Annotated in this window: 29 protein-coding genes; 16 read left to right on the top strand and 13 right to left on the bottom strand. The window is 70.7% G+C overall.

Annotation, left to right across the window (positions count from 1 at the left end):
* Positions 1-18: 18 nt before the first annotated feature.
* From ACZ7MG_RS34970 to ACZ7MG_RS34980, 3 genes are all read right to left on the bottom strand, one after another.
* Positions 19-600, bottom strand: a complete 582-nt coding sequence (locus ACZ7MG_RS34970) for a helix-turn-helix domain-containing protein (RefSeq protein ID WP_471389475.1) — start codon at positions 598-600, stop codon at positions 19-21.
* A gap of 614 nt (positions 601-1,214) precedes the next feature.
* On the bottom strand, positions 1,215-3,827 hold the full coding sequence (locus ACZ7MG_RS34975; RefSeq protein ID WP_471389472.1) for an ABC transporter permease/substrate binding protein: 2,613 nt from the start codon (positions 3,825-3,827) through the stop codon (positions 1,215-1,217).
* A complete protein-coding gene (locus ACZ7MG_RS34980) occupies positions 3,820-4,992 on the bottom strand; it encodes a quaternary amine ABC transporter ATP-binding protein (RefSeq protein WP_471389469.1) in 1,173 nt (390 codons plus the stop codon). The genes ACZ7MG_RS34975 and ACZ7MG_RS34980 overlap by 8 nt, the downstream gene beginning before the upstream one ends.
* Before the next feature lie 507 nt (positions 4,993-5,499).
* Between ACZ7MG_RS34980 and ACZ7MG_RS34985 the strand changes: the two genes are divergently transcribed.
* Both ACZ7MG_RS34985 and ACZ7MG_RS34990 read left to right on the top strand, forming a co-directional pair.
* Positions 5,500-6,444 carry a 5'-3' exonuclease gene (locus ACZ7MG_RS34985; protein WP_471389984.1) on the top strand — a complete coding sequence of 315 codons (945 nt, stop codon included), beginning with the start codon at positions 5,500-5,502 and terminating at the stop codon, positions 6,442-6,444.
* Between the two features lie 196 nt (positions 6,445-6,640).
* Entirely contained in the window at positions 6,641-7,486 is an 846-nt protein-coding gene (locus ACZ7MG_RS34990) for a siderophore-interacting protein (RefSeq protein WP_471389467.1), read from the top strand.
* Positions 7,487-8,017: 531 nt separating this feature from the next.
* Here the strand turns inward: ACZ7MG_RS34990 and ACZ7MG_RS34995 are convergent.
* Positions 8,018-8,851 carry an N-formylglutamate amidohydrolase gene (locus tag ACZ7MG_RS34995; RefSeq protein ID WP_471389464.1) on the bottom strand — a complete coding sequence of 278 codons (834 nt, stop codon included), beginning with the start codon at positions 8,849-8,851 and terminating at the stop codon, positions 8,018-8,020.
* A gap of 249 nt (positions 8,852-9,100) precedes the next feature.
* Here ACZ7MG_RS34995 and ACZ7MG_RS35000 point away from each other — a divergent pair, with 249 nt between their 5' ends.
* The gene (locus ACZ7MG_RS35000) at positions 9,101-10,660 is read left to right on the top strand and encodes an amino acid permease (protein ID WP_471389462.1); all 1,560 of its coding nucleotides are present in this window, start codon (positions 9,101-9,103) and stop codon (positions 10,658-10,660) included.
* Here ACZ7MG_RS35000 and ACZ7MG_RS35005 read toward each other — a convergent pair.
* Positions 10,575-11,867 carry a tyrosine-type recombinase/integrase gene (locus ACZ7MG_RS35005; protein WP_471389459.1) on the bottom strand — a complete coding sequence of 431 codons (1,293 nt, stop codon included), beginning with the start codon at positions 11,865-11,867 and terminating at the stop codon, positions 10,575-10,577. The genes ACZ7MG_RS35000 and ACZ7MG_RS35005 overlap by 86 nt on opposite strands.
* Positions 11,860-12,720: a helix-turn-helix transcriptional regulator gene (locus ACZ7MG_RS35010; protein WP_471389457.1), complete on the bottom strand. Its 861-nt coding sequence runs from the start codon at positions 12,718-12,720 to the stop codon at positions 11,860-11,862. The genes ACZ7MG_RS35005 and ACZ7MG_RS35010 overlap by 8 nt, the downstream gene beginning before the upstream one ends.
* A 101-nt stretch (positions 12,721-12,821) precedes the next feature.
* Between ACZ7MG_RS35010 and ACZ7MG_RS35015 the strand changes: the two genes are divergently transcribed.
* The 11 genes from ACZ7MG_RS35015 to ACZ7MG_RS35065 all read left to right on the top strand — a co-directional run bounded on the left by ACZ7MG_RS35015 (position 12,822) and on the right by ACZ7MG_RS35065 (position 20,873).
* The gene (locus ACZ7MG_RS35015) at positions 12,822-13,043 is read left to right on the top strand and encodes a helix-turn-helix transcriptional regulator (RefSeq protein ID WP_471389454.1); all 222 of its coding nucleotides are present in this window, start codon (positions 12,822-12,824) and stop codon (positions 13,041-13,043) included.
* A 120-nt stretch (positions 13,044-13,163) separates the two neighbouring features.
* Entirely contained in the window at positions 13,164-13,643 is a 480-nt protein-coding gene (locus ACZ7MG_RS35020; protein ID WP_471389451.1) for a hypothetical protein, read from the top strand.
* A complete protein-coding gene (locus tag ACZ7MG_RS35025; RefSeq protein WP_471389448.1) occupies positions 13,640-14,023 on the top strand; it encodes a hypothetical protein in 384 nt (127 codons plus the stop codon). The genes ACZ7MG_RS35020 and ACZ7MG_RS35025 overlap by 4 nt, the downstream gene beginning before the upstream one ends.
* Positions 14,020-15,792: an AAA family ATPase gene (locus ACZ7MG_RS35030; protein WP_471389445.1), complete on the top strand. Its 1,773-nt coding sequence runs from the start codon at positions 14,020-14,022 to the stop codon at positions 15,790-15,792. Before ACZ7MG_RS35025 ends, ACZ7MG_RS35030 begins: the two co-directional genes overlap by 4 nt.
* A gap of 283 nt (positions 15,793-16,075) precedes the next feature.
* Positions 16,076-16,435 (top strand): hypothetical protein, encoded by a 360-nt coding sequence (locus ACZ7MG_RS35035; RefSeq protein WP_471389442.1) that lies wholly within the window; start codon positions 16,076-16,078, stop codon positions 16,433-16,435.
* Positions 16,425-16,853: a helix-turn-helix domain-containing protein gene (locus ACZ7MG_RS35040; RefSeq protein ID WP_471389440.1), complete on the top strand. Its 429-nt coding sequence runs from the start codon at positions 16,425-16,427 to the stop codon at positions 16,851-16,853. Before ACZ7MG_RS35035 ends, ACZ7MG_RS35040 begins: the two co-directional genes overlap by 11 nt.
* Positions 16,826-17,059 (top strand): hypothetical protein, encoded by a 234-nt coding sequence (locus tag ACZ7MG_RS35045; RefSeq protein ID WP_471389438.1) that lies wholly within the window; start codon positions 16,826-16,828, stop codon positions 17,057-17,059. Before ACZ7MG_RS35040 ends, ACZ7MG_RS35045 begins: the two co-directional genes overlap by 28 nt.
* Entirely contained in the window at positions 17,056-17,871 is an 816-nt protein-coding gene (locus ACZ7MG_RS35050; protein WP_471389435.1) for a hypothetical protein, read from the top strand. The genes ACZ7MG_RS35045 and ACZ7MG_RS35050 overlap by 4 nt, the downstream gene beginning before the upstream one ends.
* Entirely contained in the window at positions 17,868-18,065 is a 198-nt protein-coding gene (locus ACZ7MG_RS35055; RefSeq protein ID WP_471389432.1) for a hypothetical protein, read from the top strand. Before ACZ7MG_RS35050 ends, ACZ7MG_RS35055 begins: the two co-directional genes overlap by 4 nt.
* Before the next feature lie 96 nt (positions 18,066-18,161).
* Positions 18,162-20,537: a phage tail protein gene (locus ACZ7MG_RS35060; RefSeq protein WP_471389430.1), complete on the top strand. Its 2,376-nt coding sequence runs from the start codon at positions 18,162-18,164 to the stop codon at positions 20,535-20,537.
* Between the two features lie 6 nt (positions 20,538-20,543).
* Entirely contained in the window at positions 20,544-20,873 is a 330-nt protein-coding gene (locus ACZ7MG_RS35065) for a DUF6303 family protein (protein WP_471389427.1), read from the top strand.
* A 12-nt stretch (positions 20,874-20,885) separates the two neighbouring features.
* Here the strand turns inward: ACZ7MG_RS35065 and ACZ7MG_RS35070 are convergent, their stop codons facing one another.
* Positions 20,886-21,644: a GntR family transcriptional regulator gene (locus ACZ7MG_RS35070; protein WP_471389424.1), complete on the bottom strand. Its 759-nt coding sequence runs from the start codon at positions 21,642-21,644 to the stop codon at positions 20,886-20,888.
* Positions 21,645-21,786: 142 nt separating this feature from the next.
* Here ACZ7MG_RS35070 and ACZ7MG_RS35075 point away from each other — a divergent pair, with 142 nt between their 5' ends.
* Positions 21,787-22,131, top strand: coding sequence for a hypothetical protein (locus ACZ7MG_RS35075; RefSeq protein ID WP_471389422.1), 345 nt, complete (start codon positions 21,787-21,789; stop codon positions 22,129-22,131).
* Complete coding sequence (locus ACZ7MG_RS35080) at positions 22,128-22,322, top strand: hypothetical protein (RefSeq protein WP_471389420.1); 195 nt, start codon at positions 22,128-22,130, stop codon at positions 22,320-22,322. The genes ACZ7MG_RS35075 and ACZ7MG_RS35080 overlap by 4 nt, the downstream gene beginning before the upstream one ends.
* 313 nt (positions 22,323-22,635) lie before the next feature.
* Here ACZ7MG_RS35080 and ACZ7MG_RS35085 read toward each other — a convergent pair whose 3' ends face one another.
* The 6 genes from ACZ7MG_RS35085 to ACZ7MG_RS35110 all read right to left on the bottom strand — a co-directional run bounded on the left by ACZ7MG_RS35085 (position 22,636) and on the right by ACZ7MG_RS35110 (position 26,577).
* Positions 22,636-24,723 (bottom strand): FtsK/SpoIIIE domain-containing protein, encoded by a 2,088-nt coding sequence (locus tag ACZ7MG_RS35085; RefSeq protein ID WP_471389417.1) that lies wholly within the window; start codon positions 24,721-24,723, stop codon positions 22,636-22,638.
* A 93-nt stretch (positions 24,724-24,816) separates the two neighbouring features.
* On the bottom strand, positions 24,817-24,990 hold the full coding sequence (locus tag ACZ7MG_RS35090) for a DUF6257 family protein (RefSeq protein WP_471389414.1): 174 nt from the start codon (positions 24,988-24,990) through the stop codon (positions 24,817-24,819).
* Positions 24,991-24,993: 3 nt separating this feature from the next.
* Positions 24,994-25,299, bottom strand: a complete 306-nt coding sequence (locus ACZ7MG_RS35095; protein ID WP_471389411.1) for a hypothetical protein — start codon at positions 25,297-25,299, stop codon at positions 24,994-24,996.
* The gene (locus ACZ7MG_RS35100) at positions 25,296-26,015 is read right to left on the bottom strand and encodes a hypothetical protein (RefSeq protein WP_471389408.1); all 720 of its coding nucleotides are present in this window, start codon (positions 26,013-26,015) and stop codon (positions 25,296-25,298) included. Before ACZ7MG_RS35100 ends, ACZ7MG_RS35095 begins: the two co-directional genes overlap by 4 nt.
* Positions 26,012-26,206, bottom strand: a complete 195-nt coding sequence (locus ACZ7MG_RS35105) for a hypothetical protein (RefSeq protein WP_471389406.1) — start codon at positions 26,204-26,206, stop codon at positions 26,012-26,014. The genes ACZ7MG_RS35100 and ACZ7MG_RS35105 overlap by 4 nt, the downstream gene beginning before the upstream one ends.
* Positions 26,203-26,577, bottom strand: coding sequence for a DUF6907 domain-containing protein (locus ACZ7MG_RS35110; protein WP_471389403.1), 375 nt, complete (start codon positions 26,575-26,577; stop codon positions 26,203-26,205). Before ACZ7MG_RS35110 ends, ACZ7MG_RS35105 begins: the two co-directional genes overlap by 4 nt.
* Between the last annotated feature and the right edge of the window lie 244 nt (positions 26,578-26,821).

Genomic DNA, 26,821 nt, shown 5'->3' on the forward strand with positions numbered 1-26,821 from the left:
GGGGGCGCGCGGCGGGGCTCACGCGCCCTGCCGGTGCCGGTCCTCCAGGGCCTCGATGTGGTCCGCGACGGCCACCACGATCACCCGGGTCTCCGGCTCGGTGGCCCGCCAGCGGTGCCGTACGCCACCGGACATGTACAGCGTGTCACCGCGACCGAGGCGGTGGGCGCGGCCCTCGGCCTCGACCTCGACGGCGCCGTCGACGACGTACATCAGCTCGTCGTTGCGGTGCTGGACCTCGCGACCTTCGTCGTGGTCACCGGTGAACTCCATGGCGTGCAGCTGGTGGTGACCGCGCACGAGGGAGCGCGAGCAGGAGTCGGGGGGCGTGAAACCGTCCTCGTCGGCGGCGCGCACCACATCGACGCTGCACGCCGGGTCGGCCGCTGCGAGGAGTTCCACGGCGGTGGTGCCGAGGGCGTCCGCGATGCGTTCCAGGGAGGGCCTGCTGGGGCGGGCCCGTTCGTTCTCGACCTGGCTCAGGAAGGGGACCGACAGGCCGCTGCGCTCGGCCACGGCGGCGAGGGTGAGCTGCTGCGCCCGGCGCCGCCGCCGTACGGCCGCGCCCACCCGAAGGGGCTGTTCTTTGTGGTCGCCCATCGCTCCGGCTCCCTCCTTCGCTCGTCGGTCTCGCTGGTGGTCTCGCTCGTCGGTCTCGCTTGCGGTTCACTCGTCGGGCGGCTCACGGGTCGGGCACGTTTCTCCTGAAGAGTTCTCTGCACCCTACGCATGTTCGGCAAACCGTTTCATGCGCCCGTCACATCCCTGTAAACCGGTGGGGCGTCCATGCTCACACTTCGCGCCAGTTAAGCCACCGTCCCGCCAGCACTTTCGCGGCCTCCGGGCACGGCACGGCGAGGGGATCCGCCGCCCCCGGCGATCGCGCGGGGTGGCCCCTCCGGCACACCCCGTCACCGGGCCGCCGTTACGCGACCGCCGCCCGCCGAAGCCGCCCCGCGCAGCCACGACACGGTCCGGCCGGGCGCGGCGACCCGCCCTCCGCGTCCCGAAGTCCGGGATCGCCCAACGGAGTTGAGAACCCGAACGCGGTCCGACCCACCGGTCAAAAGGCCATGGAACCGGGTGGGTGCGAACCGCGTCAGGGTTGTCCGGATCTTTCTCGTACGTCAGTACGCGACCCGCCTCGTCCGTTCGGAGCGCGGGCGCGGCGTGGCGGGGCGTGGCGTGGCGTGGCGTGGACGTACCGGTACCGGCTACTTCACGGGGGCCATCTCGTCGACGATCCCCGGATGCGCGTCGATCCACTTCTCGACGCCCTCGTCCTCCTTGCCACGCCCGGCCTTCTGGATCGCCTGTTCCAGGCTCATCAGCTCGTCCGGGTCCATGTGCCAGTTCTTCAGCCAGCCGTTCAGCTCGGAGTACTTCGCGGGGAAGTCCTTGTGGGCGAGCGTACGGATCTCGTTGTTCGCGCCCCAGGTCTTCTCGGGGTCGGCGAGCCGGGTGAGGTCGTACTTGTCGTACGCCCAGTGCGGCGACCAGAGCACGACGGCGATCGGCTCCTTCTTCGCGTAGGCCCGCTCCAGTTCCGCGAGCATCGAACTCGTCCCGGCCTTGGTGAGCTTGAAGTCGGACAGGCCGTAGGCCGGCATGACCGTCTTCTCCAGCCGGACCATCTGACCGGTGCCGGGCTCGATGCCGACGATCCGGCCCTGGAACTCGTCCTTGTGCGTGCGCAGATCGTCCATCGTGCGCACGCCCTTGACGTACGACGGTACGGCGATCTCCAGCGATGTCCTGTCGTACCAGGCGCCGAGGTCGACGAGGTCGTTCTTGTACTTGTCCCAGTACGACTTCTGCGCGACCGGCAGCCAGGCGTCGAACTCGAAGTCGACCTGGCCGGTGGAGAGGCCGGTGAAGAGCGGGCCGACGTCGAGCTTGGTCTTCTTCGGCCGGTAGCCGCGCTTCTCCAGGACGTTCTCCCAGAGGTGGGTGACGGCGATGCCCTCGTCCCACGCCGGGTAACCGATGACGGGCGCGGCACCGGCCTGACGGCCCTGCGTGTAGCGGGACTTGGCGACCGGGGCCAGCTTGTCGACGATCCCGGGGTTCTTCTTCAGCCAGGCCTTGACGCCGTCCTCCTGGTGCCCCTTTCCGGCGTCCTGGATGACGCCTTCGAGGGAGGTGAGCTGGGTGTCGGTGAGCTTGAAGTCCTTCAGCCACCGGGCGACCTGGGGCTCGTCCTTCGCGAAGCCCTTCCGCCCGAGCGTGTGGATCCCGTCGCCCGCGCCGAAGGCACCCTCGGGGTCCTTCAGCTTGGTCAGCTCGTACTTGTCGTACGCCCAGTGCGGCGACCAGAGCGTGACGGCGATGGGCTCCTTCTTCTGGTACGCCCGGTCCAACTGGGCCAGCATCGCCGAGGTGTTGGACTTGACCAGCTGGTACTCGCCCTTGAGGCCGTAAGTGTTCTGGACCTTGTCCTCGTACAGCTTGGTCTCGCCCGCGCCGGGCTCGATGCCGTAGATCTTCCCCTTGAACAGGTCGCCCTTGCCCTTGAGGTCGTCGAGGGACTTCACGCCCTTGACGTAGGAGGGGACGGCGATCTCCAGGGAGGTCTTGTCGTACCAGCTGCCGTAGTCCTCCAGCCGGTCCTGGTACTTCGCCCAGTACGAGGCGTGGGTGGCCGGCAGCCAGGAGTTGGTCTGGATGTCGACGCTGCCCTGCGCCTGGCCGTTGTAGAGGGCGCCGACCTCCAGGGACCTGGTCTCGGGGGTGAAGCCGCGCTGCTGGAGGATCTCCTTCCAGAGGTACGTGGAGGCCACGCCCTCGGGCCAGTCGATGTAGCCCATGCTGATCGGGCGGCCCTGGCCGACGTTCTCGGTGACCTCGGCGGTGTCGTCGGACCTGCCGAAGACGTTCAGGCCTCCGGCGACGAGGGCGAGGACGAGGACGCCGACCATCGCGACCGGGGTGGCCGGTTTCCAGCGCAGGAAGCTGAGGCCGCCGAGGGCCGTGTTCGCCTTGGCGAGGGCGCGGCGGCCGAGCGGTGACACGCGCTGGTTGAGGGCGCCGGTCATCCGGTCGAGGTAGATCGCGAGGATGACCACCGCGATGCCGCCCTCGAAACCGAGGCCGACGTCGACGGAGCTGATGCCGTCGTACACGGTGGAGCCGAGGCCGCCACCGCCGACCATGCCCGCGATGACGACCATCGACAGGGCCAGCATGATCACCTGGTTGACGCCCGCCATGATCGTGGGCAGCGCCAGCGGCAGCTGGACCCGCCACAGGGTGCGGCGCGGGTGGGTGCCGAACGCCTCGGCGGCCTCGACGAGTTCGGCGTCGACCTGCCGGATGCCGAGTTCGGTGAGGCGTACGGCAGGGGGCATCGCGAAGACGATGGTGGCGACCATGCCGGGTACCGGGCCGACGCCGAAGAAGAAGATGCCCGGGATCAGATAGACCATCGCGGGCATGGTCTGCATGAAGTCGAGCACGGGGCGGATCGTGCCGCTGACCGCGCGGCTGCGGGCCGCCCAGATGCCGATCGGCATCGCGATGGCGAAGATGATCACGCAGGAGACGAGGACCAGGGCGAGGGAGTTCATCGCCGGTTCCCACTGCTCGATCGAGTCGATCAGCGCGAGGCCCGCGAAGGCCAGCACACCGGGCAGCAGACCGCGCAGCCAGAAGGCGAGCACGGCGAGGATGCCGGCGAGGAGCAGGGGGTCGGGCGCGGTGAGCACCGCGTTCGCCGCGTCGTACATCGTCTCGACGACGACCTTGATCAGGTCGAAGACCGGGCCGAGGTTGTCGCGCAGCCAGTCGACGCCGTGGGCGACCCAGTCGCCGATGTGGATCCTAGGCACTGGTCTTCACCGCCTGGACAGCGTTGTCACGCGACTCATGCGGCCCGCGCGGCTCGTGCGGGGTGTCGCAGGGCACGGGCGCGTACTGCTCGCTTTCGTTCTGCTGGTCGCCGAGGAAGCCGATCAGCCGCCGTTGGGGGACGACGCCGACGAGCGTGCCCTTCTTGTCGAGCACCGCGACCGGGTGGGAGAGGCGGGCACTGAGCGCGCACAGCTCCCCGAACGGGGTGTCCGGCGTGGCCGTCGCGCAGCCGCAGTCCGCCTCGTCGCCGCGTACGCCGGTGTCCATGACGGCCCCGGCGGTGAGCACCCGGGAGCGGTCGACGTCCTGGGTGAAGGAGGCCACGTAGTCGTCGGCGGGGCGGATCAGGATGTCCTCGGCGGTGCCGGTCTGGACGATCCGGCCGTCGCGCATGACGGCGATGCGGTCGCCCAGGCGCATGGCCTCGTTGAGGTCGTGCGTGATGAAGACGATGGTCTTCTTCAGGGTCTGCTGGAGCTCCAGCAGCTGGTCCTGCATGTCACGGCGGATCAGCGGGTCGAGCGCGCTGAACGACTCGTCCATCAGCAGCAGATCGGCGTCGGTGGCGAGGGCGCGGGCCAGGCCCACACGCTGCTGCATACCGCCGGACAGCTCGTCCGGCCAGGACTTCTCCCAGCCCGCCAGACCGCACAGGGCGAGCGCCTCGGTGGCGCGCCTGACGCGTTCGGCGCGCGGGACGCCCTGGACCTCCAGGCCGTACGCGGCGTTCTCCAGGACGCTGCGGTGCGGGAAGAGCGCGAAGTGCTGGAAGACCATGCTGATGCCGTGGGCGCGCACCTCCCGCAGTTCGCGGTCGTTGATCGCGGTCAGATCCCGGCCGCCGAAGCGGACGTGGCCCGCGGTGGGCTCCAGGAGCCCGTTGAGCATGCGCAGCAGTGTGGACTTGCCGGACCCGGACAGGCCCATGACGACGAAGATCTGGCCCGGCTCCACCGTGAAGGAGGCGTCGATCACGGCGGCGGTGGTGCCCTCGGCGCGCAGTTCCTCCCGGTCGGCGCCGGCCTTCAGCCGGTCCACCGCGTCGTCGGGTCGTCGGCCGAAGACCTTGAACAGGCCCTCGGCTTCGAGTCTGGACGATTCCTTCGCCGGCTCCCTGGCCGACTCCCTGCCTGACACAGACACCTCTTGGATCGCAACGGAACGGCTCGCCTCCCCGCCCCGCAGGTCTGCCGTGGAGCGCGGCGGGATCGGCCCGCCCGGCCGGCCGACGGTCCCGGGGACCCCCTGGCCAGCGCTGCTCCGGGGCCGCGCCTGCCCCTGCTTTCCGGTCGCAAACGGGACAGTGGTCTGCTTCACAGGGCGTTCACCGCAGGCCAGGGGGGGGTTCACGGGGCGGGTGTACGGGGGAGGACGGGTGGAGGCGTGCACGGGGCGCGCGGGGAATGCGGGGAGGGCTCCTGGGCGCGCACGGGGAGTGCGGGGAATGCGGGAAGGGCGGCTGGGCGTGCACGGGGCGCGCAGGGAGTGCGGCTGGGCGTGGGCGTGCACTGGGGCGCGCGGGGAGTGCGGCTGGAGGCGTGCACGGGTGCCACGGACGGTTGCCGAACAGACGCGCGGGACGGGCGCGAGCCCATGGCACGGACTGTCGCACGCCCCCGGCGCGAGGGGCTCGTCGGGAGCCCGGTGTCGGTGGCGTACGGCATGATGCGGGGCGTGACCCGACGCCTGATGCTTCTCGACACCGCCTCGCTGTACTTCCGCGCCTACTTCGGGGTCCCGGAATCCGTGAAGGCCCCGGACGGCACCCCGGTGAACGCCGTGCGCGGCCTGCTCGAATTCATCGACCGGCTGGTCAAGGACCACCGGCCGACGGACCTGGTCGCGTGCATGGACGCGGACTGGCGGCCGCAGTGGCGGGTCGACCTGATCCCCTCCTACAAGGCGCACCGCGTGGCCGAGGTGCGCGAGGCCGGGCCGGACGAGGAGCAGGTGCCGGACACCCTGTCGCCGCAGGTGCCGGTGATCGAGGCGGTGCTGGACGCGCTCGGCATCGCGCGCGTGGGCGTCGCCGGGTACGAGGCGGACGACGTGATCGGCACCTTCACGGCGCTGGCGAAGGACCCGGTCGACATCGTCACCGGCGACCGCGACCTGTACCAGCTGGTCGACGACGGGCGCGGGGTGCGGGTGCTGTACCCGCTGAAGGGCGTCGGCACGCTGCAGCTGACCGACGAGGCGTGGCTGCGCGAGAAGTACGGGGTGGTCGGGCGCGGGTACGCGGATCTGGCGCTGCTGCGCGGTGACCCGAGCGACGGGCTGCCGGGGGTGCCGGGCATCGGCGAGAAGACGGCGGCGAAACTGCTCGACCAGTTCGGTGACCTGGCCGGGATCATGGCCGCGGTCGACGACCCGGCGGCGAAGCTCACCCCCTCGCAGCGCAAGAGACTCGACGAGGCACGGCCCTATGTCGCCGTCGCCCCCAAGGTGGTCCTGGTGGCGGCCGACGTACCCTTGCCTGACGTCGACACGGCTCTGCCGCGCGAACCGCGGGACCCGGCGGCGCTGGAGGCGCTCGGGGCCCGCTGGGGACTCGGCGGCTCGCTGCAACGGCTGCTCACGACACTGCGGGCGTGAATCACGACGCCGCGTGTCGTTAAGGGGACGCCCCCGCGCGGGGGCGTACGCCGGAGGGTGGGGTGACACTTCGGTGGTGAGGACTCTGAGGCGTGATTCACACCGTGAAGTCCTGGCACACGCCACAAGCGTGGGGTGTTAACAAGGGGGAGATGCTAACTTAGGTAAGCCTTAGCTAGGTATTTGGGAGGCCGTCATGGCAGAGCGTCCGGTACGCAGGACCCCGAAGCCCCACTCCGCGCGAGTCGTCCGCACCGAGCGGCTGACCCCGCACATGCAGCGCGTCGTTCTCGGTGGCGACGGCCTCGCCGAGTTCTCTCCGCGGGGCAGCACCGATCATTATGTGAAGCTCCTGTTCGGCCCCGAGGGTGTCACCTATCCGGAGCCCTTCGACATCGAGCGGATCCGCGCGGAGTTCCCCCGGGAGCAGTGGCCCGTGACCCGGACGTACACGGTGCGTGCCTGGGACGCCGAACTGCGCGAGCTGACCCTCGACTTCGTGCTCCACGGCGACGAGGGCATCGCCGGCCCCTGGGCCACCCGGGTCCAGCCGGGCGAGCTGATCCGCTTCCTCGGCCCCGGTGGCGCGTACGCGCCCAACCCGGAGGCCGACTGGCATCTCCTCGTCGGCGACGAGAGCGCCCTGCCGGCGATCGGCGCGTCCCTGGAGGCCCTCCCGGACGGCGCCCGCGTCCACGCGATCGTCGAGGTCGCCGGGCCCGAGGAGGAGCAGAAGATCAACTCCGATGTGGAGGTCGTCTGGCTGCACCGCGGCGACCGTCCCGTCGGCGCGGCCCTGGTCGAGGCCGTACGCGCCCTGCGCTTCCCCAAGGGCCGCCTCCACGCCTTCGTCCACGGCGAGGCGAGCTTCGTCAAGGAACTCCGCCGCCTCCTCCGCGTCGAACTCGCCGTCCCCCGCGAGGACTTGTCCATCTCCGGCTACTGGCGCCTCGGCCACGACGAAGACGGCTGGCAGGCCTCGAAGCCAGCCTGGAACGCCCGAGTCGAGGCCGAACAAGAGGGCACACCCACAACGCCGTGACCCCCACCCCCGGGTCCACAACGACCGGCTGACGTGCCCTCGCGGGGGTGCGGCCACGGGGACTCGCGGGGGCGCGGCCGCTGGGACTACACGGGTGCGGCCACAGGGACTCACACGGGTGCGGCCGCAGGGCTTCGCGCGCCCCGCCGTCACGGCCTCGCACCGGTGAGGGCGCCGGACCTCGCACGGGTACGCCCACCGGGTTCACACGGGCACGGCCACAGGACTTCGCGCGCCCCGCTTTCACTACCTCGCACCGGTGGGGCCACCGGGCCTCGCACGGGTACGCCCACCGGGCTCCACGCGGGTACGGCCACAGGACATCACGCGCCCCGCCTTCACTACCTCGCACCGGTGGGGAGACCGCACCTCGCGTGGGTGCGCCCACCGGGCTTCACGCCGGTACGGCCACAGGACATCACGCGCCCCACGCACCCCCGCTACGCCGGAGGACACCCACCTCGGCCACATCCCCCGCCCCTTCGCGGCCGTCGGCGAGAACACGCCCGGCCCCTCCGCCGGCGCCGCCCTTCAGCCGGTCGTGAGCGCGTCCACCAGTCGGGCCAGTGCGTCCGCGAGCGCCTCCACCGCTGGTTCCACCGCCGCACCGCCCGGCTCCGCCATGTACACATCCCGGCGGATCTCGATCATCAGCGCGGTCACCCTCGGGTCCCGCCCGTAGTACCTCAGCGGGACGTACGCGCCCCCGAACGGACTGTCCACCCCGGTGCCACCGAACCCGGCGAACGCCTCCTCCGCGGCGGCCAGAACCCCGGCCGGGGTGTGGAAGGGATCGGTACCCAGACAGACGGGCGGCCGGGGACCGTCGCCGTGCAACTCGTAGGGCAGCGGCGCGCTCGGATACGAGTGGACGTCGACGACCACGGCCCGCCCCACCGCCGCCAGCCGGTCCGCCACCGCGTCGGTCATGGCGGCGGCATAGGGGTGGAAGTAGCCGTCCACGAGCTCCGGCCCACCGTCCAGCGGCCGGCCGTCGCCCCCGGCGGCACGCAGCACCCCCTGGTGCGTGGTCCTCGTATAGACCGCCCCCATCCCCACGGCCAGCATCTCCTCCCGCTCGTCCGGGAACCGCTCGGGATCGACGACAAGCCGGGACAGCCGATTCACGAACCTCCAGGGCCGCGCGCCCGACCGCTCGACGGCCCGCTCGGCGGCGCGCCCGGCGATCCGGTCCGTGTATGCGTCGGTGATGTGGTCCAACTCCCGCTCCAGCGCGGCGTCGTCGAGCACGATCCCGTCCCGTACGGCCGCCGGGATCACCCGGGAGCTGTGCGGCACATGCAGCAGCACGGGCGACCCGGGCGCACCCGGGAGAAGCCGATAGGAGGCCGACACGTCATCCATCCGGGGATCCATCCGGGGATGGTCGCACACCCCCCCGGCGACCCCCTCGGCCACCCGCTCGACCAAGCCCCTCCCCTCCCTTGCCCCCAACTACCCACCCCTGCCATGGTCGTGAGGATTTGGGCGCGCACCGGACACGGTCGCGTGACACGCGCGACACAGGTCTCCCCTAATTTCTGTCGCCCGACAGGAATTCGCGCCGCTCGTGCGCGAACGCTCGCGCCGCTCGTGCGAAAGCAGGTTGCCGCCATGACGAGCACCGCCCCCGACATCCGCCCGGAGCCACCCCACTCCCCCGACGACCGCTCGCTGACCGAGTTCGGCTACCGCCAGGAACTGCACCGCAGCCTCAGCAGATACGCCTCGTTCGCCGCCGGTTTCTCCTTCATCTCGGTCCTCACGACCGTCTTCCAGTTCTTCGCCTTCGGGTACGCGTTCGGCGGCCCGGTCTTCTTCTGGACCTGGCCGGCGGTGCTGCTCGGCCAGCTGCTGGTGGCCGCGTGCTTCGCGGAACTGGCGGCGCGCTACCCGATATCGGGCGCCATCTACCAGTGGTCCACACGCCTGTCCAACCAGACGTTCGGCTGGTTCGCCGGCTGGATCATGGTGATCGGCCAGATCGTGGTGGTCGCGGCGGCGGCGCTCGCGCTGCAGATGGTGATGCCGGCGATCTGGTCCGGCTTCCAGCTGGTGGGCGGGGACCCGACCCCCACCTCTGCGACGGGCGCGGCGAACGCGGCCGTCCTGGGCGTGATCCTGCTGGCCCTCACCACGGTCGTGAACATCCTGGACAACCGCGTGCTGTCCATCGTCAACCGGGTGGGCGTGACCGCCGAGATCATCGGCGCGATCCTGATCATCGTCCTCCTCCTCACCCACGCCGAGCGCACACCCGGCATCACGTTCCACACGGCCGAGGGCAGCACCGACCTCCTCGGCGCCCTGCTGGTGGGCTCGTTCATGGCGGCGTACGTGATGATCGGCTTCGACAGCGCGGGCGAGATGAGCGAGGAGACACACCACCCCCGCCGCACCGCGCCCCGTACGATCCTCACGGCGCTCGGCGCGGCCGGTCTGCTCGGCGGTCTCCTGGTCCTGGCCGGACTGCTGGCCGCGCCGAGCCTCACCGACGGGCGACTGGGCGTGGACGGCCTGAGCTACGTCCTGACCAGCAGCCTCGGCGACGGCGTGGGCCGGTTCCTGCTCGCCGACGTGGTGGTGGCGATCACCGTGGCCACGCTCGCGATCCAGACGTCGGCCTGCCGCATGCTCTTCTCGATGGCCCGCGACGGCCAACTCCCCTTCGCCGCACGGCTCGCCAAGGTCAACCCGCGCACCGGCATGCCCACCGCGCCCGCCGTGGTCGTCGGCGTCCTCGCCGCCGCCCTGCTGCTCCTCAACTTCGCCTCACCGGAGGCGTTCCTGGCCATCGGCACCACCTGCATCGTGATGCTGTACCTGGCGTACGCGATGGTCACCGGCCCGCTCCTCGTCCGACGCCTCAAGGGCACGCTCCCCTCCGGCGGCACCGACGAAACCGGCAGACCCCTCTTCTCCCTGGGCCGCCTGGGCACCCCCGTCAACGCCCTCGCCCTCCTCTACGGCCTCTTCATGACCGTCAACCTCGCCTGGCCCCGCGCCGACGTCTACGACCCGGCAGGCGGCCACTGGTACTTCCAGTGGTTCACCGTCCTGTTCCTGCTGGCCAGCCTAGGCGTGGGGGTCACGTGGCGACTCCTGAGGGCACAACGAGGGCACTCGGCTCCGAAAGTGCCCCCTGGGGGACCTCACCGAGAACCGACTCGATAGCGTCCGCCGTGACGTCCTCACCGGTCGGCCAGAGGCCCGTGTACTTGTCGAGCGTGATGCTCGGCTTCGAGTGCCCGAGCCGCACCTGGACGACCTTCACGTTGGCGTTCTTGGCGATCAAGCACGAGGCGTAGAAGTCGCGGAGCCCGTGGAGCGTGAGCTTCGCGGGCACGCGCACGTTTGACTTCGACTTCCCCAGTGCGGCGTTGGCGTCCTCGCGCATCTTGGCCCACACCCGGGACCAGGTGGACCGTCGAATCGGCCGGCCGTTGTCGTCGGTGAAGACGAGGCGCACGGCCCGGGACCGTACGTTGAGCGGGTCGGTCCGATCCTCAAGCTCGATTGCGACGGGCGGGAACTCCGCCATGTGCAGCGAGACTGCGGTCACCGCCGATGGCGCGAGCGGCACTTCGCGGTACGACTCCGGCGTCTTCAACGGCCCGATGTACTGCGAGCCCTTGTCGGGCGTGACGAGCTGCTGGCTCGCCTCGATCTTCCGACGCAGGAAGTCGAGCCCGTCTTCCAGGCCGAGCAACTCCCCCTGACGCAGGCCGCTGGAGGCCGCGAGGCGTACGAGCGCGCGGTAACGGGCGGGCGCGGCCTGAATGAGGGCCTGGACGGCGAGCGGGTGAGGGATGACCAGCTGGCTGCGCCTCTCGGGGAGCTTCACACCCTCGCAGGGGTTCACGCGAACCACACCATCGAGGACGGCCATGCGCATCACGGTAGACAGCACCTCGAAGTGGCTGGCCACGGTCGTCGGCTCGTACCGGGACGCCTGCGACTTCACCCAGGCCTGCACCTCGCTGCGCTTGACGCTCGCGATACCGCTGCTGCCGAACGTCGGGTACAGATGGAGCCTCAGCGTGCGTTCGACGCGCCCCTCGGTGCGTTCCCGGTGGATGGCTGACGTACGCCAGTCCTCGGCGCGGCTGCGGAAGGTCTCGCGGCCGGCTGCGCGGTCGATGTGCTGCCCGCGGTTGAGGTCCGTCTCGACCTCCGCAGCGCGAGCGTCGGCGGCGCCCTTCTTCTCGAAGTTCTCCTTGCGCTGCTCGTTGCTGTCGTCGCGGTAGCGGACCTGCCACCGCTTGCCCACGCCGTGCTCGGCGGACGGTACGAGGGTGCGCGTGCGGCTGGAGTGCTCCGGGCAGGGCTCGGCGCCCTTGCGGGGGCGGGAGAGGTGCCAGCGGTCGTAGACCTCAGCCATCTTGCTGCTCGCCTCCGTTCGGCTCGTAGTGAGCGATCTTGATATCCCCGAAGGCTGAAGGATCAAATTCCTCGGGTTGCCCGCGCTTCAGTTCGTACGCCCCGATGACTGGCTCCAGCTCACCGATCAGTGCCCGCGTGATGTGCCCTCGCGCCGCCTGAAGCGCACGAGGCGAATCGGGAAGGTCGCCACGTTCCAAGAGCCTGGCCTCGCGTTCCGCGACGAGGCCGTGCCCCCAGAGTTCACGCGCGGCGTAGGCAACGTAGTGCGGCGTGGTGTCGAGCTTCTTCGCGGCCTTGGTCTCGGCTTCGTCGGGCGAATGCATGTGCTTCATGGCCGCACCGTGCGGCCACTTCTCGGCGCTTCGCTTCGCCCAAGCCGCAGCCACCTCAAGCAAGTCATCCACAGACGGTCGGTTCTTCAAGTGCCATCGCCCCGGGCCGTGACGCATGGCTCCTGGCCTACTCCAGTCGCCGTCGATGGCCCCCCACAGCTCCTCGGGGTAGACGGCCGTGGCGTCGGTGAGCCAAGTGGTTTCGTCGGGGAGCAGTTCTCTGAGCGGTTTGCCGTACAGCATCGGCAGCAGCAGGAGTTCAACAGCGGTAAGAGAGCGCCTGCCCAGCTCCGTCTGACCCACCGTGGTCCGGTGCCAGGTCAAGCCGAGCCGCTGCGCATGTTGGGCCACTTGCTCAGTGGTCCGCTTCTCCGCTTTGCGAAGCTCAGCCAGGCGCTGACCGAGGGCCACGGAGAACGGTTGGGCCCTGTCCAGCATGTGCCCCCACAGCTCCTCAGCCTCCCTTCGGACCGTGGAGCGGTCCTCGGGAGGGGTTTCGTGACTCTCTTCGCTCTCCATGAAGCGAGCGTATCCACTTCACCGATCGCTTGACAAGCACTCGCGGGATTGAAGAGTATGAAGCGAGAGACGACGCGATGTCGCTCTCTTCAACCGGAGGCATGATGCCCGAGAGTCTCACGCTCCCGACGGACCCGGATGCCCTGCTCACGCCGAAGCAGGTCAGCGCGCTGACCCAGCTCGATGAGCAGACGCTCGCCAACATGCGGTGGCGGAAGACCGGGCCCACCTACCTGAAGTTCGGCGACGGCCGCAGCGCTCCCGTCCGCTACCGCCGACGCGACGTCCTCGCCTGGTTCGAGACCAGCACCGTCGCCGCATGAAAGCGGGCCCCCAGCAGGACGGCAATCCAGCTGAGGGCCAATCCGATCCCAGAAAGCCGAAACCCCGGGGCTCTATCGCTGGCCAGCGACCCCGGGGCTCCAACAGAAACGGATGCGAACATGATGACACAGGCCCGACCGACCCGCCGCGCGGCCCGCATCAAGGCGGCGCTCGCCAACCCGGTCCCCCCGTTCGACACCGGCAAGGCCGTCACCGTCGTGCTCCGCGCCGGCGAACTCGACGACGACCGCAGCCTCCTCGCCACCTGGTCGTACCTCAAGGGCTGCGCCTACGAGATCGAGGCGGCCTACGACGACCGGGTCATCAGCCGCGAGCAGGCGCAGGAGCGGCTCCGCGCCGACCTCGGCGACCGCGGCATGCAGGTCACCCGCTTCCTCGCCAACCCGGACGCCGCCCGTCTCATCCTGTCGATGGAGGAGCACCACGCGGAGATGAATCGGGCCGGGCTCGGTGGCGCCAACCTCGACGAGTTCAACCAGCTGGTGATCGACCTGGTCGCCGAGGCCGACGACCCGAAGGCCAAGTTCGACGCGATCCTCCAGCTGATGCGGGACCACCGCGCCGGGACCACCGCGTGACCAGTCGCTACGGCACCCGTGGCCCCCGCCCCGTCGCTTCGGCGGCCGGGCGGGGGCCCGCCGTGCGCGCACAGCACCGCATCCGGCTCAACGCCCGCAGGGGTCTCCTGGAGTCCGGGTTCCTCGGCGAGCACTACCGGCCGTGCCCGCCCGGCGCATCCGTCGTCCTCGACTGCGGCCACGCCGACGTGATGACCGCCGATGCCGCCCGCAACATCGCCCGCTCGCTGGCGCTCTGCTCCGAGATCACCGTGACCGGGACCGCCGAGCGCGGCGAGCGCGGCTACGTCGACGACTTCGGCCTCATCTTCGGCCTCGACGCCATCGCCAACACGATCAGCAGCTTCGCCCACAAGTTCGCAATGGAGCCCCGTACGTGAGAGCACGTGACCGCGTCCTCGACGCCCTCCAGGACCGCGGATGCGCGGTGCGAGGGAAGTCGGCGCAGTGCCCGGCCCACGAGGACCGCGCACCGTCGCTGTCGATCGGACAACGGAAGGACGGCAACGGCGTGGTGCTCAACTGCCACGCTGGCTGTGCCCCCGAGGACGTTGTCACGGCCCTCGGGCTCACCCTCCAAGACCTGTTCGACGAGCCAGCGGAGAAGCGCGAGCGGCCCCAGGTCGTCGCCGAGTACCCGTACGTCGACGAGCGCGGCCAGCTGTTGCTCACCGTGAAGCGGCTGGAGCCCGGCTACGACGGAGAGCGCAAGACGTTCCGCCAGTACGCCCCCGACGGGAAGCCGAAGGTGGCCGGCATCCGCCGCGTCCTCTACCGGCTCCCCGAAGTTCTCGCCGCAGCGCAGGCAGGCGGCACGGTCCTGATCGTCGAGGGCGAGAAGGACGCCGACGCCCTGGCCGCCGAGGGCGCATGTGCCACCACGAGCATCGGTGGCGCCGGGAAGTGGAACGACGCCTACACCCTGGCGCTTCGGGGCGCGGCCGAAGTCATCGTCATCCGCGACCGAGACGACCCCGGCCGCCGACATGCCGAGCACGTCGCCGCGTCCGTCCAAGCCGCTGGGATCCCCGTGCGGATCCTGGAGCCCGCCAAGGGGAAAGACGTCTCCGACCACCTCGCCGCCGGGCTCGGATTCCCCGATCTGCTGCCGTACGACGAGAACCAGGACGAGCCCGAACAGCACCCCGAAGAGGCGGCCGACCCGACCACGGACCGCTTCCCGTCCCTCGACTGGCACGCCGCATTCGCCACCGACTTCAGCCGCATCGACTGGCTCCCCGGCAAGTTCATGGAGCGCGGCCAGCAGGTCTCACTGGTCGCCGACGGCAAGGTCGGCAAGAGCCTGTTCGCCCACGACTGGCTCTGGCGCTGCGTCACCGGCCGGTCGTTCCTCGGCGACGAACGCCGCGAGCCCCTGCGCGTCCTGTACTTCGACCGCGAGAACGGCCTCCGCGACATCGTCACCCGCATGCAGTCCCTCGGAGCCCAGCCCGACGAACTCGCCGGCCGCTTCGACTACCGCATGTTCCCCAAGTTCAGCGGCGGCCTCGACGCCGCGCCCATCGCCGTCGCGGAGCTGCTGGCCATCGTCGACGAGATCTCCCCAGACGTCGTCATCCTCGACACCGTCTCCCGCTTCATCAGCGGCAAGGAGAACGACTCCGACACCTGGCTACAGCTGTACGGCCGCGTCCACGCCCCGCTGAAAGACCGGTGCATCGCCTGCGCCCGCCTCGACCACATGGGCAAGGACTCCGACAAGGGAAGCCGCGGATCGTCCGCGAAGTCGCAAGACGTCGACCACGTCTGGGAGATGACGCGACTGGTCGAGGACCACGCCACCCACGACGGGACCGAGACCGTCACCACACAGATCAAGATGAAGCGCACCCACACCCGGACCGGCCTCGGCGACGACATCCTCCACATCACGCGCCGCGGGCGTAAGGGCCCTTCGGGCATGTGGCTGCCCGGCGAGACCCGGCACGAACTTACCGACCCCGGAACGGCCCAGCAGCAAGCCCAGCAGGTACAGCACTACGCCGACCAACTCGCCCTCCTCGGCGCACCCACCAACCTCGGCAGGGACAAGCTGAAGGAGTGGGCGGCCGCCAAGGGCCTCATCTTGCCGGGCAACGCATCGGCGCTGAGCGACGTCGTCCGCACCTTCAAGGCGGGTCAGCGATGAGCCCGAATTGCGCCAGTAACTCTGTTCCCGTCCGTTTCCCCTCGCGGACCTGCTCCCCCGGCTGTTCCCTGCTGTTCTCGGATCAAGAGAAACCGCACGTCAGACCTGTTCCGCGACCACCCCCGATCTGTTCTCTCGGCTGACCCTGTGACCTGTTCCCTCCCGCCCTCTCCCTAGGGAGGGAACAGGGAACAGCCCTCGACGCCATGCGGCCCTGACCCGCCGCGTACTCGGTTCCAGCCCCCTTCGCGCACATCGCCCGCATACATGTACGGAGCCCCCGTTGACCGCCAACCCCCAATACCCGGGCCGCGACCAGCTCGACACCGCCAACGCCCGCTTCCGCCGCGCCATCTCCCGACTCCATCGCGAGGCCGGCCGCCACGACCCCAAGCTGATGCCCACCGCCGAGCGGATCGTCCGGGAGGCCGCCGACACCCTCGGCAGACTCGCCGCCGACGCCGAAGCCGCCGAGGCCACCAGCCAGCGCCACCAACGCGCCCTGAAGGCGCAGGAGGACAAGCTGCGGGCCACGCTGCGGCCCGCCGCCCGGCGCGGCGACCAGCGGGCCGCGGACTTCCTCGCCCGCCTCGACGCCCGTACGGCTCGTCGCCCCGGCCCGGCACCCGACGATGCCGCCTGACCCGACCGTCGCCGCGCTGCTGCGGCCGGACGGCTCGGTCATCGTCCCGGCCGCGGTCGCCGGGGACGTCCTCGGCGCCCTCGTACGCGACCTGACGGCACGCATCCGGGCCGACGGCGGCGAAGTGTCCCCCCGCATCCGCGCACTGTTGTACGCCCTCCACGCAGCCGAACAGGGCCACCCGGCCGCCCCGGGTTCCGCCCCCGGAACCCCGCCGGTCGCCTCCGTCACGGTGGAACTGTCCACGGGTGAGGCCGCCGCACTGCTCGGGTGCTCCAGCGAGTACGTGCGGCGGCTGGTCCGCTCCGGCCGCCTCAACGCGCGACGCGTCGGCGCGGCATGGCTGATCGATCCCGTGACGCTCGACGCCTACCGCCACGGAGGGACCAAATGCCCGACCAGCCCCGCCCCACCCTGAGTGAGGCAGTCGGCGCCCGCTTCGCCGAGCAGAAGAACCCCAACACCGACGCCGAGCGCCAGTTCGTGGCCCGCCTCGACGCCGACGCCAGGCTGCACGGCACTCCGGCCTACAACGCGCTTCCCGCCGACTATCGGGCCCGCGTCGAGGCCCGCGCCCTCGAAGTCGCCCGCACCGCCCCCGCAGGCCAGGGAGGCCAGGAATGAGCACCACGACCCAGACCGCCGACCTGACGCCCGTCCAGGCGCGCGGGGCCCTGGCCGCCGCTGAGAAGGAGAAGACGGAGGCGCAGGGCCTCGCCGACGCCCTCGCCGAGCGGGCACGCGACGGTGACCCCGACGTCACGCCGGCCAAGCTGGCCGAAGCGCGCCAGCTCGCGGACTTCGCCGAGCTGCGGATCACCGCCGCCGAGCGCAAGCTGTCCGCCGCCGAGGCCGCCGACCGGGCCGCCCGCGCCGAGCAGCTGGCCGCCGACGCCCGCCAGTTGGTGGCGGACGACGATCACGGCCCCCTGGCCGAAGCCATCCGCGACGCCGCCGCGGCCGTCAACGCCCTGGTCGACGTAGCGCAGGCGCGCGGCAACCGCATCCGCAGCATCAACCAGCGGATCCGCGCCCTTGAAGGCGAGTTCGAGCTGGTCGGCGCCCCCGGGGACCTGGCGCTTCACCACGGGGTGGCCCGCCACCCGGAGGGGACGATCGTCACCGGTCAGCCGATGGTGACCCTCCTGTCGGCCGCCGAGCTGGTGGCCGCCGCCGTCCGGCTCGCCACCGGGCAGGACAAGCTCAGCGAGGGCGAGCTGAGCCAGGCATTCGATGGCCCGGACGGCACCCTCGGTCGCGTCATGAAGGCCATGCCCACTCTCGCCGAGGAGTGGCGCCACAGCCCGGAGGAGTGGGCGTCCATGGGCCGCTCGCAGCAGGCCCACGCGCTGGCGACCCGCCGCGCCCCAGTCGGCGTCAAGGCGCCCGATCCGGCGTCCGCCCACCCCCGCCACGCAACCCGAGAGAGCCGATGACCATGGCCAGGTACCGGATTTCCACGATCGTCGCGGGCTTCACCGGAGCTTCCGCCGGCGTGAACTTCACCAACGGCGTCGCCGAGATCGACGTCCCGGAGCATGACGCGCAGCACCCGATGTCCCGAACGCTCGCCTACTTCCGCTCGCAGGACTACGGCGTCGAACCGATCGACGAGCCCCAGACCGCCTGACGCGGAGCCCGGTCCTCGTGGGCCGGGCTTCTCTCAGCCCTAAAGGTTGCCTCAGGCAACCAGATAGACGCCTTAGGCAACTGAAGGGAGCGCGCCATGTCCGGTGCCCTCACGATCGGCGAGCTGGTCGGTTTCATCCGCGCAGACGACTCGGGCATGCGCCGCGGCCTGGCCAGCTCCCAACTCCGCATGCGTGGCTTCCAGGTCTCCACCGACCAGCGCCTGCGCGACCTGCGCGGCCGGTTCGTGTCCGAGACCCGCGTCATGTCGATGTCCCTCCGCGACGACCTCGCGGGCGCGATCACCGTCGCGCACCGGGCCACCAACCAGTTCACGACCGACGCGAACGGCCGCCTGCGGGACGTGCGGGGCAGGTTCGTCGCCGCAGGCGATGCCGCCCGGCAGATGGGCAACGACACCCGCAGTGCCACCCAGGACAGCACCCGCGACCTGACCCGGCTCAAGGACGTCCTCGGCAAGGTCGCGGGCATGGCCGGCGGACTGGCCCGGGTCGCGGGCAGCCTCGCCCCCATCGCCGGAGCCGTCGGCGCCGCCGTACCGCTCGGCGCGGCCCTCGCGGCGACGTTGCAGAACATGGCCCCCGCCGCCGGTGTGGGCGTCTCGGCACTGCTCGCCGTGCGGCAGGCCTCGGCGGTCGTCAAGCTCGCGGCCGTCGGCATGGACGAGGCGATCACCGCCGCGCTGGATCCGTCGAAGGGCGAGGAGTTCGCCGAGGCCCTGAAGAAGCTGAGCCCCGAAGCACGGGCGTTCGCCCTCGCCGTCCAGGACGCCGCACCCGCGCTCCGCGACCTGCAACAGGACGTGCAGAACCGGGTGTTCCAGGGCCTGGCCGAAGACCTCGATCGCGCCGGACGGTCCGCGCTCCCCACCATCCGCAGAGAGCTGCTGGACACCGCCGGGGCCATGAACCTCATGGGCAGCAGCACGCTGGAGGCGGCGAAGCAGCTCGCCGAGGACGGGACGCTCGGCAAGGCGATGGGGTCGGCGTCGAAGGGTCTGCTCAACCTCAGCTTCGTCCCGGGGATCGTCGCGACCGCCCTCGGTCAGGTCGCCGCCGCTGCGGGCCCCAGCTTCGAGCGGCTCACCGAGAAGGCTGGCGACGCCGCGTTCCGCATCGGCGACAAGCTCGGCAAGGCCTTCGAGTCCGGGGCGATGGAACGCGCCATCGAGGACGCCATCGACTTGATCGGCGATCTCCTCGACGTCGGCCAGAACGTCGGCACGGTCCTCGGCAACGTCTTCGGCGCCGCGCAGGCCTCCGGCGGGGGCCTCGTCGGCACCCTGGAGAAGATCACAGGCGCCCTCGCCGACATCACCGCCACCGAGGAATTCCAGGACGCCCTACAGGCGGTCATGTCCGTCACGAGCAACCTCGCGGACAACGTGCTGCCGCTGCTCGCGACCGCCTTCGAGATGCTCATGCCGGTCATCACCGAGATCTCGCCGTTCATCAACGACCTGGTCGACATCCTCGGCGAAGAACTGGCCAAGGCACTGCCCGAACTGACCCCGCTCCTGGAGGAAGCGGCGAGGAACTTCGGCGAACTCGCGCCGATCCTCGGCGAACTGATCCCACCGCTGATGGAGATCGTCACCGCCGCGCTGCCGCTCATGGGCATCTACCTGCAACTCACCAGTGAGCTGCTCCAGTTGATCGCGCCCGCCATGGTGGGTGTCGCAGAGGCTGCCTCGTTCCTCGCGGGCATCTTCTCCGACTTCGTCGTCGGCGCGTTCGACGCTGTCACCAACGCCGGCCGGATCCTCGTCTCGCTGCTGCAAGGCGACTTCTCCGGAGCCTGGGACACCGCGAAGGGCTCGGTCTCCGACTTCACCGTGGCCGCCATCTCAAGCGTGCTGGAGTTCGTCGGAAGCGCCCGCCGGAACCTCTCCGAGTTCGTGAGCGACGCCGTGTCCCGACTGGCCTCCCTGCCTGGCGCTGCCGTGTCCGCGCTCGGCGACCTCAGCGGCGTCCTCGTCGGCTCTGGCCGCTCACTGATCGCGGGCTTCGTAGCAGGCATCCTGGAAATGGTCGACGACGTCAAGTCAGCTGTTGGCAGCGTCCTTTCCGCGGCGAGCGGGTTCTTCCCCCACTCCCCGGCGAAGGAGGGCCCGTTCTCGGGCAAGGGGTACACCACCCACTCCGGCCGGGCCCTGGTCGCCGACTTCGCCAAGAGCATCGAGGCCAGCCTGCCGAGCGTCCGCTCTGCCCTCGACGGGATGCCGGGGCTGGGCCCGGTCCTCGGCGGTCTTGGGATGGGCGGGGGTCTGGCACTGCCGGGCGAGCTGTCCATGCCGGGCTTCGGTGCCTTCGAGTCGTCGCAGTCGCCGCAGGCCGTGAACGTCAGCGTGCGCCTGAAGGTCGACGGCACCGACGAGGACGTGCTGCGCATGGTCCGCCGGTGGGTATCCATCGAGGGCGGCGGCGACGTCCAGATGGCGCTGGGGGCGTGAGGACCGATGAGCGAGCCACAGACGCTGGCCATGCTCGCGTGGTCCGCAGACATCCCTCCGGCTGGTCTGTGGCGGCTGCGGATCATCCTGCCGGGCTGGACCTACTCCATGCTCTACAGCGAATGGAACCAGATCGGGCCGCCGTCGCTCATGCAGCGCTACGACGCCCTCGCCAGCCTCGGGTACGCGGTCATCGAGGGCGGCCCGGACGCCTGGAAGTGGCGTGAAGCCCTGTCCGACGAGGGCGCGTTGCTGGTCATGGCGATCACCTCGGTCCGCCTGCTGCGCGGTGACGAGTTGCCCGCCGTGGAGTCGATTGCGCCGCGGACCGCGTGACCGCTGTCCTGGTCAGTCGTCGAGGTCGATGACGAAGTCCACGATCGTGGTGTCTCCGCGCCGCACGATCGGGTGAGCCACCTCGACGATCCGGCCCGTGTCGGCGATGTGCCTGCGGGTGTACCGCAGCACGGGGACCCCGGACCCGATCCGCAGTGTGGCCGCCTCTAGGTCGGTGGGCATGCTGGTGGTGAACGACTCCGTGACCCGCGTGGTGCGGATGCCGATGCTCGCCAGCTGCGCGCGGGTGCCGCCCGGCCACGGCTCGTTGATCGGGTCGACGATGGGGGTGCCAGCGACGTCGGACCAGCGGACGTAGCTGGTGCTCATCTGGGTGGGCTGGTCGTTGTCGTGGAACACGAAGTGCCGCGCGAGGAGCCGCTCGCCGATCTCGCACTCGAAGAGCGCCGCCAGTTCGGCATCGGCCTGGACTTTCTCGAATCGCTTGTCGAGCCGGTACTCCGACCACCCGATGCCCTGGTCCCGGGTGAACGGGGTGGACTTCGCGCCCGGCGCCGACCTGTACCGGTCCGCGGCCATGCGGTGCACTGGCGGCCGGGGCCGTACGCGGGTGCCGGCGCGGGCCCGGGTCTCGATCAGGCCCTCGTTCGCGAGGAGGCGCAGCGCGTTGCGGATGGTCGTCTCGGAGACGCCTCCGTACTCGCGGCACAGGGCGGGCAGCGTGGGGATCTGGTCACCTGGCCCGTACTCGCTGGAGGAGATACGGCGCCGAAGGTCGGCGGCGATCCGTAGGTACTCGGGCTGGGCCACCAGACACCCCCACTTCGAATGATCGAGTCAATCTGAGTACACATACTCTCCCGTCCGGCTTGACCAGCGCCAATCTCGCCGACAATCTGAGTACAGATAAGCGTTACCTGTACTCAGATAACACTGCTCGCGGGGGTCAGCTATGCCCGAATTCGGCCGCACGTGGCAAAAGCCCTTCAAGGGCGCGCCCATCGAGGCGACCCACGTCCGGCTGTGGACCGCTGGCCGAATCCACCACCCGGACGCCCCGCTGATCGCGAACGAACTCTTCGTCTCCGCGCTCAGCGCGGGCGCCGACGTCATCGAGATGACGCTCTCAACGGCCGGCGCGCGCATTCGCATCACGGCCCGCGGCCCCCACAAGATCCCGCTGGCCCACAGCCACGGCCCCGGCTGGCGGATCGTCTCCGGCCTGGCCCAGCAGTCCGGCCTGACGACCGACGAGTACGGCGTGTGGGCGCAGCTGACCGAAGGGAACCGATCATGACCCACCCACCCCGCAGGACGCAGGAGTTCACGCTCCCCGATCGCCTCCCCGGCGAAGACGAGTACAAGGTCTTCCTCAGCCACGTGAACGGGTGCGCGGGCTGCGGGTACGGGCAGGCATTCTGTGACGAAGCCACAGTGCTGTGGCGGGCGTACAGGGCCGCGAAGAAGCGCACCAAGCGGCGCACATGAGCCCCCGGTCCGGTCGCTGACCCTGCCCCCAAGCGGAGGCGGCCGGGCCGGGACCTGCGCGCGTACGCGTCTCCGCGCGCGGGCATGAGACGGCCCCCGGACGATTCGCGTGTCCCGTCCGGGGGCCGTTCTCTGTGGTGCGGGTGGATTCGCCCTGGCCTCAGTCTCCCAGGCCCGCTACGGGCCTGGTTCCGGGGCTCCGGGCGTGGGCCCGAAACTCGAAACTTCCCAGCTCAGCACCGATATCGGGGCCGAAACCGGTTTCGGATCAAGGTGAAACCACCACCCCTCCCCGAAACCGGCCCCACGGCCTCTACTCGCCGTCCTCCACGGCCGGAAGATCCGCCCACCGGAGCCCCTTGGCGCCCCCGCAGCACTCCCGGATCGTCAGCTGACGAGTCGACACCTTGAAGGGCTTCAGCGCCGCCGAGAGGGCCGTCGATGCGCCCGCCGCGTCCATCTCCGTCCATGGCCGGTACAGGTCCGCACGGAACCGGGCCAGCGCCTCCACCAGGCGGTGCGAGTGCACGGCCTCCACCCCGTCCGGCCAGATCGCCCGAAGGTGGTCGAGGACCGTCTCCACGTCCTTCTCCTCGACGGCCGCGCCCACGGACTGCCCGGACAGAGTGCCGGCCGCCGTACGCAGCGCCAGCGCCCGCTTCGCGATGTCCTCCGCTTCGGTCTGCCGGATGAACGCGGCCCGCACCGTGATGCCTTCACGGCCGCGGGCGAGGATGCCGGTGCCCTGCTCGTCGATGCTGATGTCCGTGGCGCGCAGGCCGCGGTCGTAGGCGCCCGTACCCAGCACGTTGTTGTTGGCGCGCCAGTCCATGACCGCCAGGCAGAGGCGGGTGCCGACGCTGCTGGAGACGGACGACGGCAGCGAGGGGGCGTCGGGGTTCTGCGTGAGCAGGATGAGGATGATCCCGTACGCCCGCGCCTTCTTGATCAGGCGGGTGGCGAGGGCGGCGGCCTCCTCCTTGTAGTCGTCGTGGGTGAACAGCTCCTGCACCTCGTCGATGACGATGACGCGCGGCCCGAGCTGCTGCTCGGGGTACTTCTCCGCGAGCGCCCGGGTGACCTTGCGGCCCTCGGGGACCTCGGAGGCGGGCAGGGAGCGCACGAACGCGGCACGCCGCTGGTACTCGGCGATCCCGGAACGCATCCCGGCGAGGGCGGCCTCCAGGTCTTCGTCCTCGTCGCCGGACACGTAGCGGTGGCAGATCGGCTTGACCGAGTCGAGGTCGCCGGAGCCCTTCAGCTCGTAGATCCACAGTTCGGCGGTGGGGTCGAGGGCGACGCCGAGGACGATGGCGAGCGCGCACGAGGTCTTGCCGGAGCCGGGGATGCCGCCGACGAGCAGGTTGGAGTACATGAGGGTGATCTCGACGAGGTTGCCGCGCGGGTCGAAGCCGTAGGGCAGCGGCTCGTACACGTCGGCCTGGCCCTCGCGCATGAGCGGCCACAGCTTCCGGCCGGCCTTCGCCGGGTCCCGCTGCGCCACCCACAGCACCAGGCGCCCCGGGTGCGCCGTACGGTCGCCCTCCGGCCACACCGTGGAGATGGGACGGCGCATGGCGGCGGCGAGCGCGGACCGCTTCTCCAGCACGGCCGTGGCTTCCACGCCCGGGGGAAGGTCGACCTCGGCGCGCCAGCCGGGGCCGTCGCGCATGACCTCGGCGGCGAACTCCACGCCGCGGCGGCCCTTCTTGCCCTCGATGCCGATGGCGGCGAGCGCGTCGAAGACCTCGGTGGAGTCGAGGCGGCGCATCACGTTGGTGGCCACGTAGCGGGTGATCAGGGGCTTGTCGCCCTTCTTCCCGTTGACACCGGCCAGGGCCGCCGCCGCTACGGCCGCGCCGATCGTCCAGCCGGGCACGAGGAACCAGCCGACCAGCGTGGTGATGCCGGTGGCCGTGGCCACGGCGGTGGAGGCGACACGGCGCGGCCGGACGCGGCGGGAGTGCTCGCGCGACAGGGCGAGCCACGCCTCGACGTCCGCGCTTGCGGCGGCCTTCGCCGTCACGGGCCGGGCCTCGGTGTCGGCGACCCACCGGCCCCAGCGGACGACGAGACGGCCGGCGCCCCGCGGGGAACGGGCGAGGAGACGGGCGAGGTAGACCGGGGCTCGGAGTGCGTGGAAGGCGCTGACGTGGGCGTAGTACGAGGTCGTCCACTTCACGGCCTGGGTGAACGCGTCCACGCGGCGCAGGAAGGTGGGGACGACGGGCGGGGCCTCGGCGAGGTACGCCTGACGTTCGGCGAGCCACGTGCCCTCCGGGGCCTGCTCGTTGGGCGTGTCGACGGGGCGGGGCTCGGCGTCGTGGATGACGTCGATGATGGTCTCGGTGAGGGTGTCCGGGGGCGAGTCCTTGTGGAGCTGGACGACGTTGTTCGTCATGCTGGTCTCTCCGGTTTTCGTTTCGCGTTTCGTTTCGAGCCGGGCCCGGGGACGGCCGTTGACTTGGCGGTTTGGGCCGTCCCCGGGGTGGATCTACTTCTTCTTCCGGCGGAGCGCCTGCTTCTCGATCCGCTCGATACGCCGGGTCAGGTCGCTGATGTCGACGCCGTCCCCGGCCAGTCCGCGCTTCGCGGCGCGAGCGGTCAGGGCGGCGATGCGGAGCTTCTCGCCGGTGGTGAAGTCGCTGAACTTGGGGCCGTCAGCCATGGGTCAGTTCCCCTTCTGGTAGTCGTCGAGCAGGGACTTCAGGACGAGCAGGCAGACCGTGGCGCAGACCGCGCCGACCGCGACGGCGACCGCCAGGAGAGCGGCGGCCATGGCCAGCGCGGTCAGGGCGACCGCTCCGCCGATACCGGCCGCGACGTACGCGCCGTACGGCCGCTGCACAGGGGCGGGCGCCGGCGGCTGCGGCTGGTTCTGCTGCTGCGCGGCGATGACGGCGGCGATCGCGCGGACCAGCTCGGTGTTGTCGGCGGCCTCGACGGCGTCCCGCGCCGCTTTCTCCAGGTCGCTCATGGCTGCACCGCCCCGACCACTTCACGCCGCAGCTCGGTCGCCTCACGGCGCGACAGACCGAGTTCGTCCTGAAGCGTCTTGATGGTCACCGGCCGATTCGTCGACCTGACCGCCTCCCGGTGCAGCCTGCGGGCCTCTCGCCGCAGGTCGGCCGGGGTGAGCGCGACCGCCGCTGTGACCACCTGCCGGGGGTTCGTGGCGGGGACGGGAGTGGTCACCTTGGCGGGAGTGATGGTCTTCCACACGAAGGGCGCGGAGGTGATCGCCGAGCCCCCGGGGATGAGCCCCGGGATGACCACCGGGGTCGGCTCGGAGAGGGCAGGCGGCTGGTCATCCTGGACGCGCTCCACGGTCACCGGAGTGGCCACCTTGGCGGCCTGCTCGGGTACCTCGTCGTGACCGGCACCGAGGGAGTGCACCCGCCACAGCACGAGCGGCGCGATCGCGGCGACCGCGACGACGAGCGGGACGGACACGGCGACCAGGTCGGCGGTCACGAGGTGGCTGGCGGCGTTGACGCCGATCATCGCGGCGACCGCGGCGAGCACCTCCTTGCCGGTGCGCAGCGCGCGGACGGTGTACAGGTCGAGCGCGGCCGGGACGGCGGCGGCCACCCACTGGTTGAAGCCGACCGCGCGGGCGAGTTCGTACTCGGCGGACGCGGTGGCGACCAGGGCGGCGGCGAGGGCGCCCCACTTCAGGTAGTCGTGCTTCACTCGCCCACCCCCGGCTCAGCGGCCCGTACGGCGCGGTGCGCGGCGAGGTGGACGCCTTCCAGGTCGCGACGCGCGTGGGCGTCGAGGAGGGCGGCCATGAGGGCGGGGACGGGCGGGAGTCGCCGCGCGGACCGGTCGGCCGCGCGGATCGCGGCGTTCTCGGTGGGACGGCGTACGAGACTGCGGCTCACCGGGCACCCCCGATGAGGAGCGCGTGCAGCTGCTCGGCGAGGTCGCGCAGCTGGCCCGCGTAGCTGTCGAGGGCGACGGCGAGGCTGTACAGCTCGACGGGCGTGAGCGTCCGGTCGGGCGGGGACACCGAGGCGCCGACCGTCGGACCGCCGAGGCCGGGGGTGACGATCGTGGCGAAGGGGGACTGCGCAAGCCCGGCGGCGATGATCTCGGCGCCGTGGAAGACGAGGACGATGTCCGGGCCCTTGTGGAGGATGTCGGCGCGGACGTTCTCGGGGTCGTGGTCGGCGTGGCCGGTGCACCACGGGGGGCACGTCAGCGTCACGTCGCCGTAGTCGAGGGTGGGCAGGGTGACGGTACGGTTCGTCACGGGTCTGGACTCCTTGATACCGAAGGGTTCTGGATCAAGGCGCCGTTCGATGTTGCGAGCATCGGGCGGCGCCGCTGTGTGTCTGTCAGGGCGACGGAGAGACAGCGAAGTCGGGGGGGCCGCGAGCCGAGGGCACGCTCAGGGCACACGAGGGCCATACACCGAGAGAAAACGCGAGATGACGCGAGACGTGTTTCAGCAGGTCAGAAGCCTGTGATTTACGTTTCCGCAGGTCAGGCCGTAG

The sequence above is a fragment of the Streptomyces sp. NPDC107538 genome (assembly GCF_055657445.1).

Excerpts from the sequence above, each read along its gene's own strand:
- ACZ7MG_RS35080 (WP_471389420.1), top strand. The coding sequence starts at position 22,128 with ATGACCCACCCACCCCGCAGGACGCAGGAGTTCACGCTCCCCGATCGC.
- ACZ7MG_RS35060 (WP_471389430.1), top strand. The coding sequence starts at position 18,162 with ATGTCCGGTGCCCTCACGATCGGCGAGCTGGTCGGTTTCATCCGCGCA.
- ACZ7MG_RS35005 (WP_471389459.1), bottom strand. The coding sequence starts at position 11,867 with ATGGCTGAGGTCTACGACCGCTGGCACCTCTCCCGCCCCCGCAAGGGC.
- ACZ7MG_RS35090 (WP_471389414.1), bottom strand. The coding sequence starts at position 24,990 with ATGGCTGACGGCCCCAAGTTCAGCGACTTCACCACCGGCGAGAAGCTC.
- ACZ7MG_RS35075 (WP_471389422.1), top strand. The coding sequence starts at position 21,787 with ATGCCCGAATTCGGCCGCACGTGGCAAAAGCCCTTCAAGGGCGCGCCC.
- ACZ7MG_RS35050 (WP_471389435.1), top strand. The coding sequence starts at position 17,056 with ATGAGCACCACGACCCAGACCGCCGACCTGACGCCCGTCCAGGCGCGC.
- ACZ7MG_RS35020 (WP_471389451.1), top strand. The coding sequence starts at position 13,164 with ATGATGACACAGGCCCGACCGACCCGCCGCGCGGCCCGCATCAAGGCG.
- ACZ7MG_RS35095 (WP_471389411.1), bottom strand. The coding sequence starts at position 25,299 with ATGAGCGACCTGGAGAAAGCGGCGCGGGACGCCGTCGAGGCCGCCGAC.
- ACZ7MG_RS34970 (WP_471389475.1), bottom strand. The coding sequence starts at position 600 with ATGGGCGACCACAAAGAACAGCCCCTTCGGGTGGGCGCGGCCGTACGG.
- ACZ7MG_RS34990 (WP_471389467.1), top strand. The coding sequence starts at position 6,641 with ATGGCAGAGCGTCCGGTACGCAGGACCCCGAAGCCCCACTCCGCGCGA.
- ACZ7MG_RS35040 (WP_471389440.1), top strand. The coding sequence starts at position 16,425 with ATGCCGCCTGACCCGACCGTCGCCGCGCTGCTGCGGCCGGACGGCTCG.
- ACZ7MG_RS35055 (WP_471389432.1), top strand. The coding sequence starts at position 17,868 with ATGACCATGGCCAGGTACCGGATTTCCACGATCGTCGCGGGCTTCACC.
- ACZ7MG_RS35000 (WP_471389462.1), top strand. The coding sequence starts at position 9,101 with ATGACGAGCACCGCCCCCGACATCCGCCCGGAGCCACCCCACTCCCCC.
- ACZ7MG_RS35045 (WP_471389438.1), top strand. The coding sequence starts at position 16,826 with ATGCCCGACCAGCCCCGCCCCACCCTGAGTGAGGCAGTCGGCGCCCGC.
- ACZ7MG_RS34995 (WP_471389464.1), bottom strand. The coding sequence starts at position 8,851 with ATGGATGACGTGTCGGCCTCCTATCGGCTTCTCCCGGGTGCGCCCGGG.
- ACZ7MG_RS35085 (WP_471389417.1), bottom strand. The coding sequence starts at position 24,723 with ATGACGAACAACGTCGTCCAGCTCCACAAGGACTCGCCCCCGGACACC.
- ACZ7MG_RS35015 (WP_471389454.1), top strand. The coding sequence starts at position 12,822 with ATGATGCCCGAGAGTCTCACGCTCCCGACGGACCCGGATGCCCTGCTC.
- ACZ7MG_RS35010 (WP_471389457.1), bottom strand. The coding sequence starts at position 12,720 with ATGGAGAGCGAAGAGAGTCACGAAACCCCTCCCGAGGACCGCTCCACG.
- ACZ7MG_RS35065 (WP_471389427.1), top strand. The coding sequence starts at position 20,544 with ATGAGCGAGCCACAGACGCTGGCCATGCTCGCGTGGTCCGCAGACATC.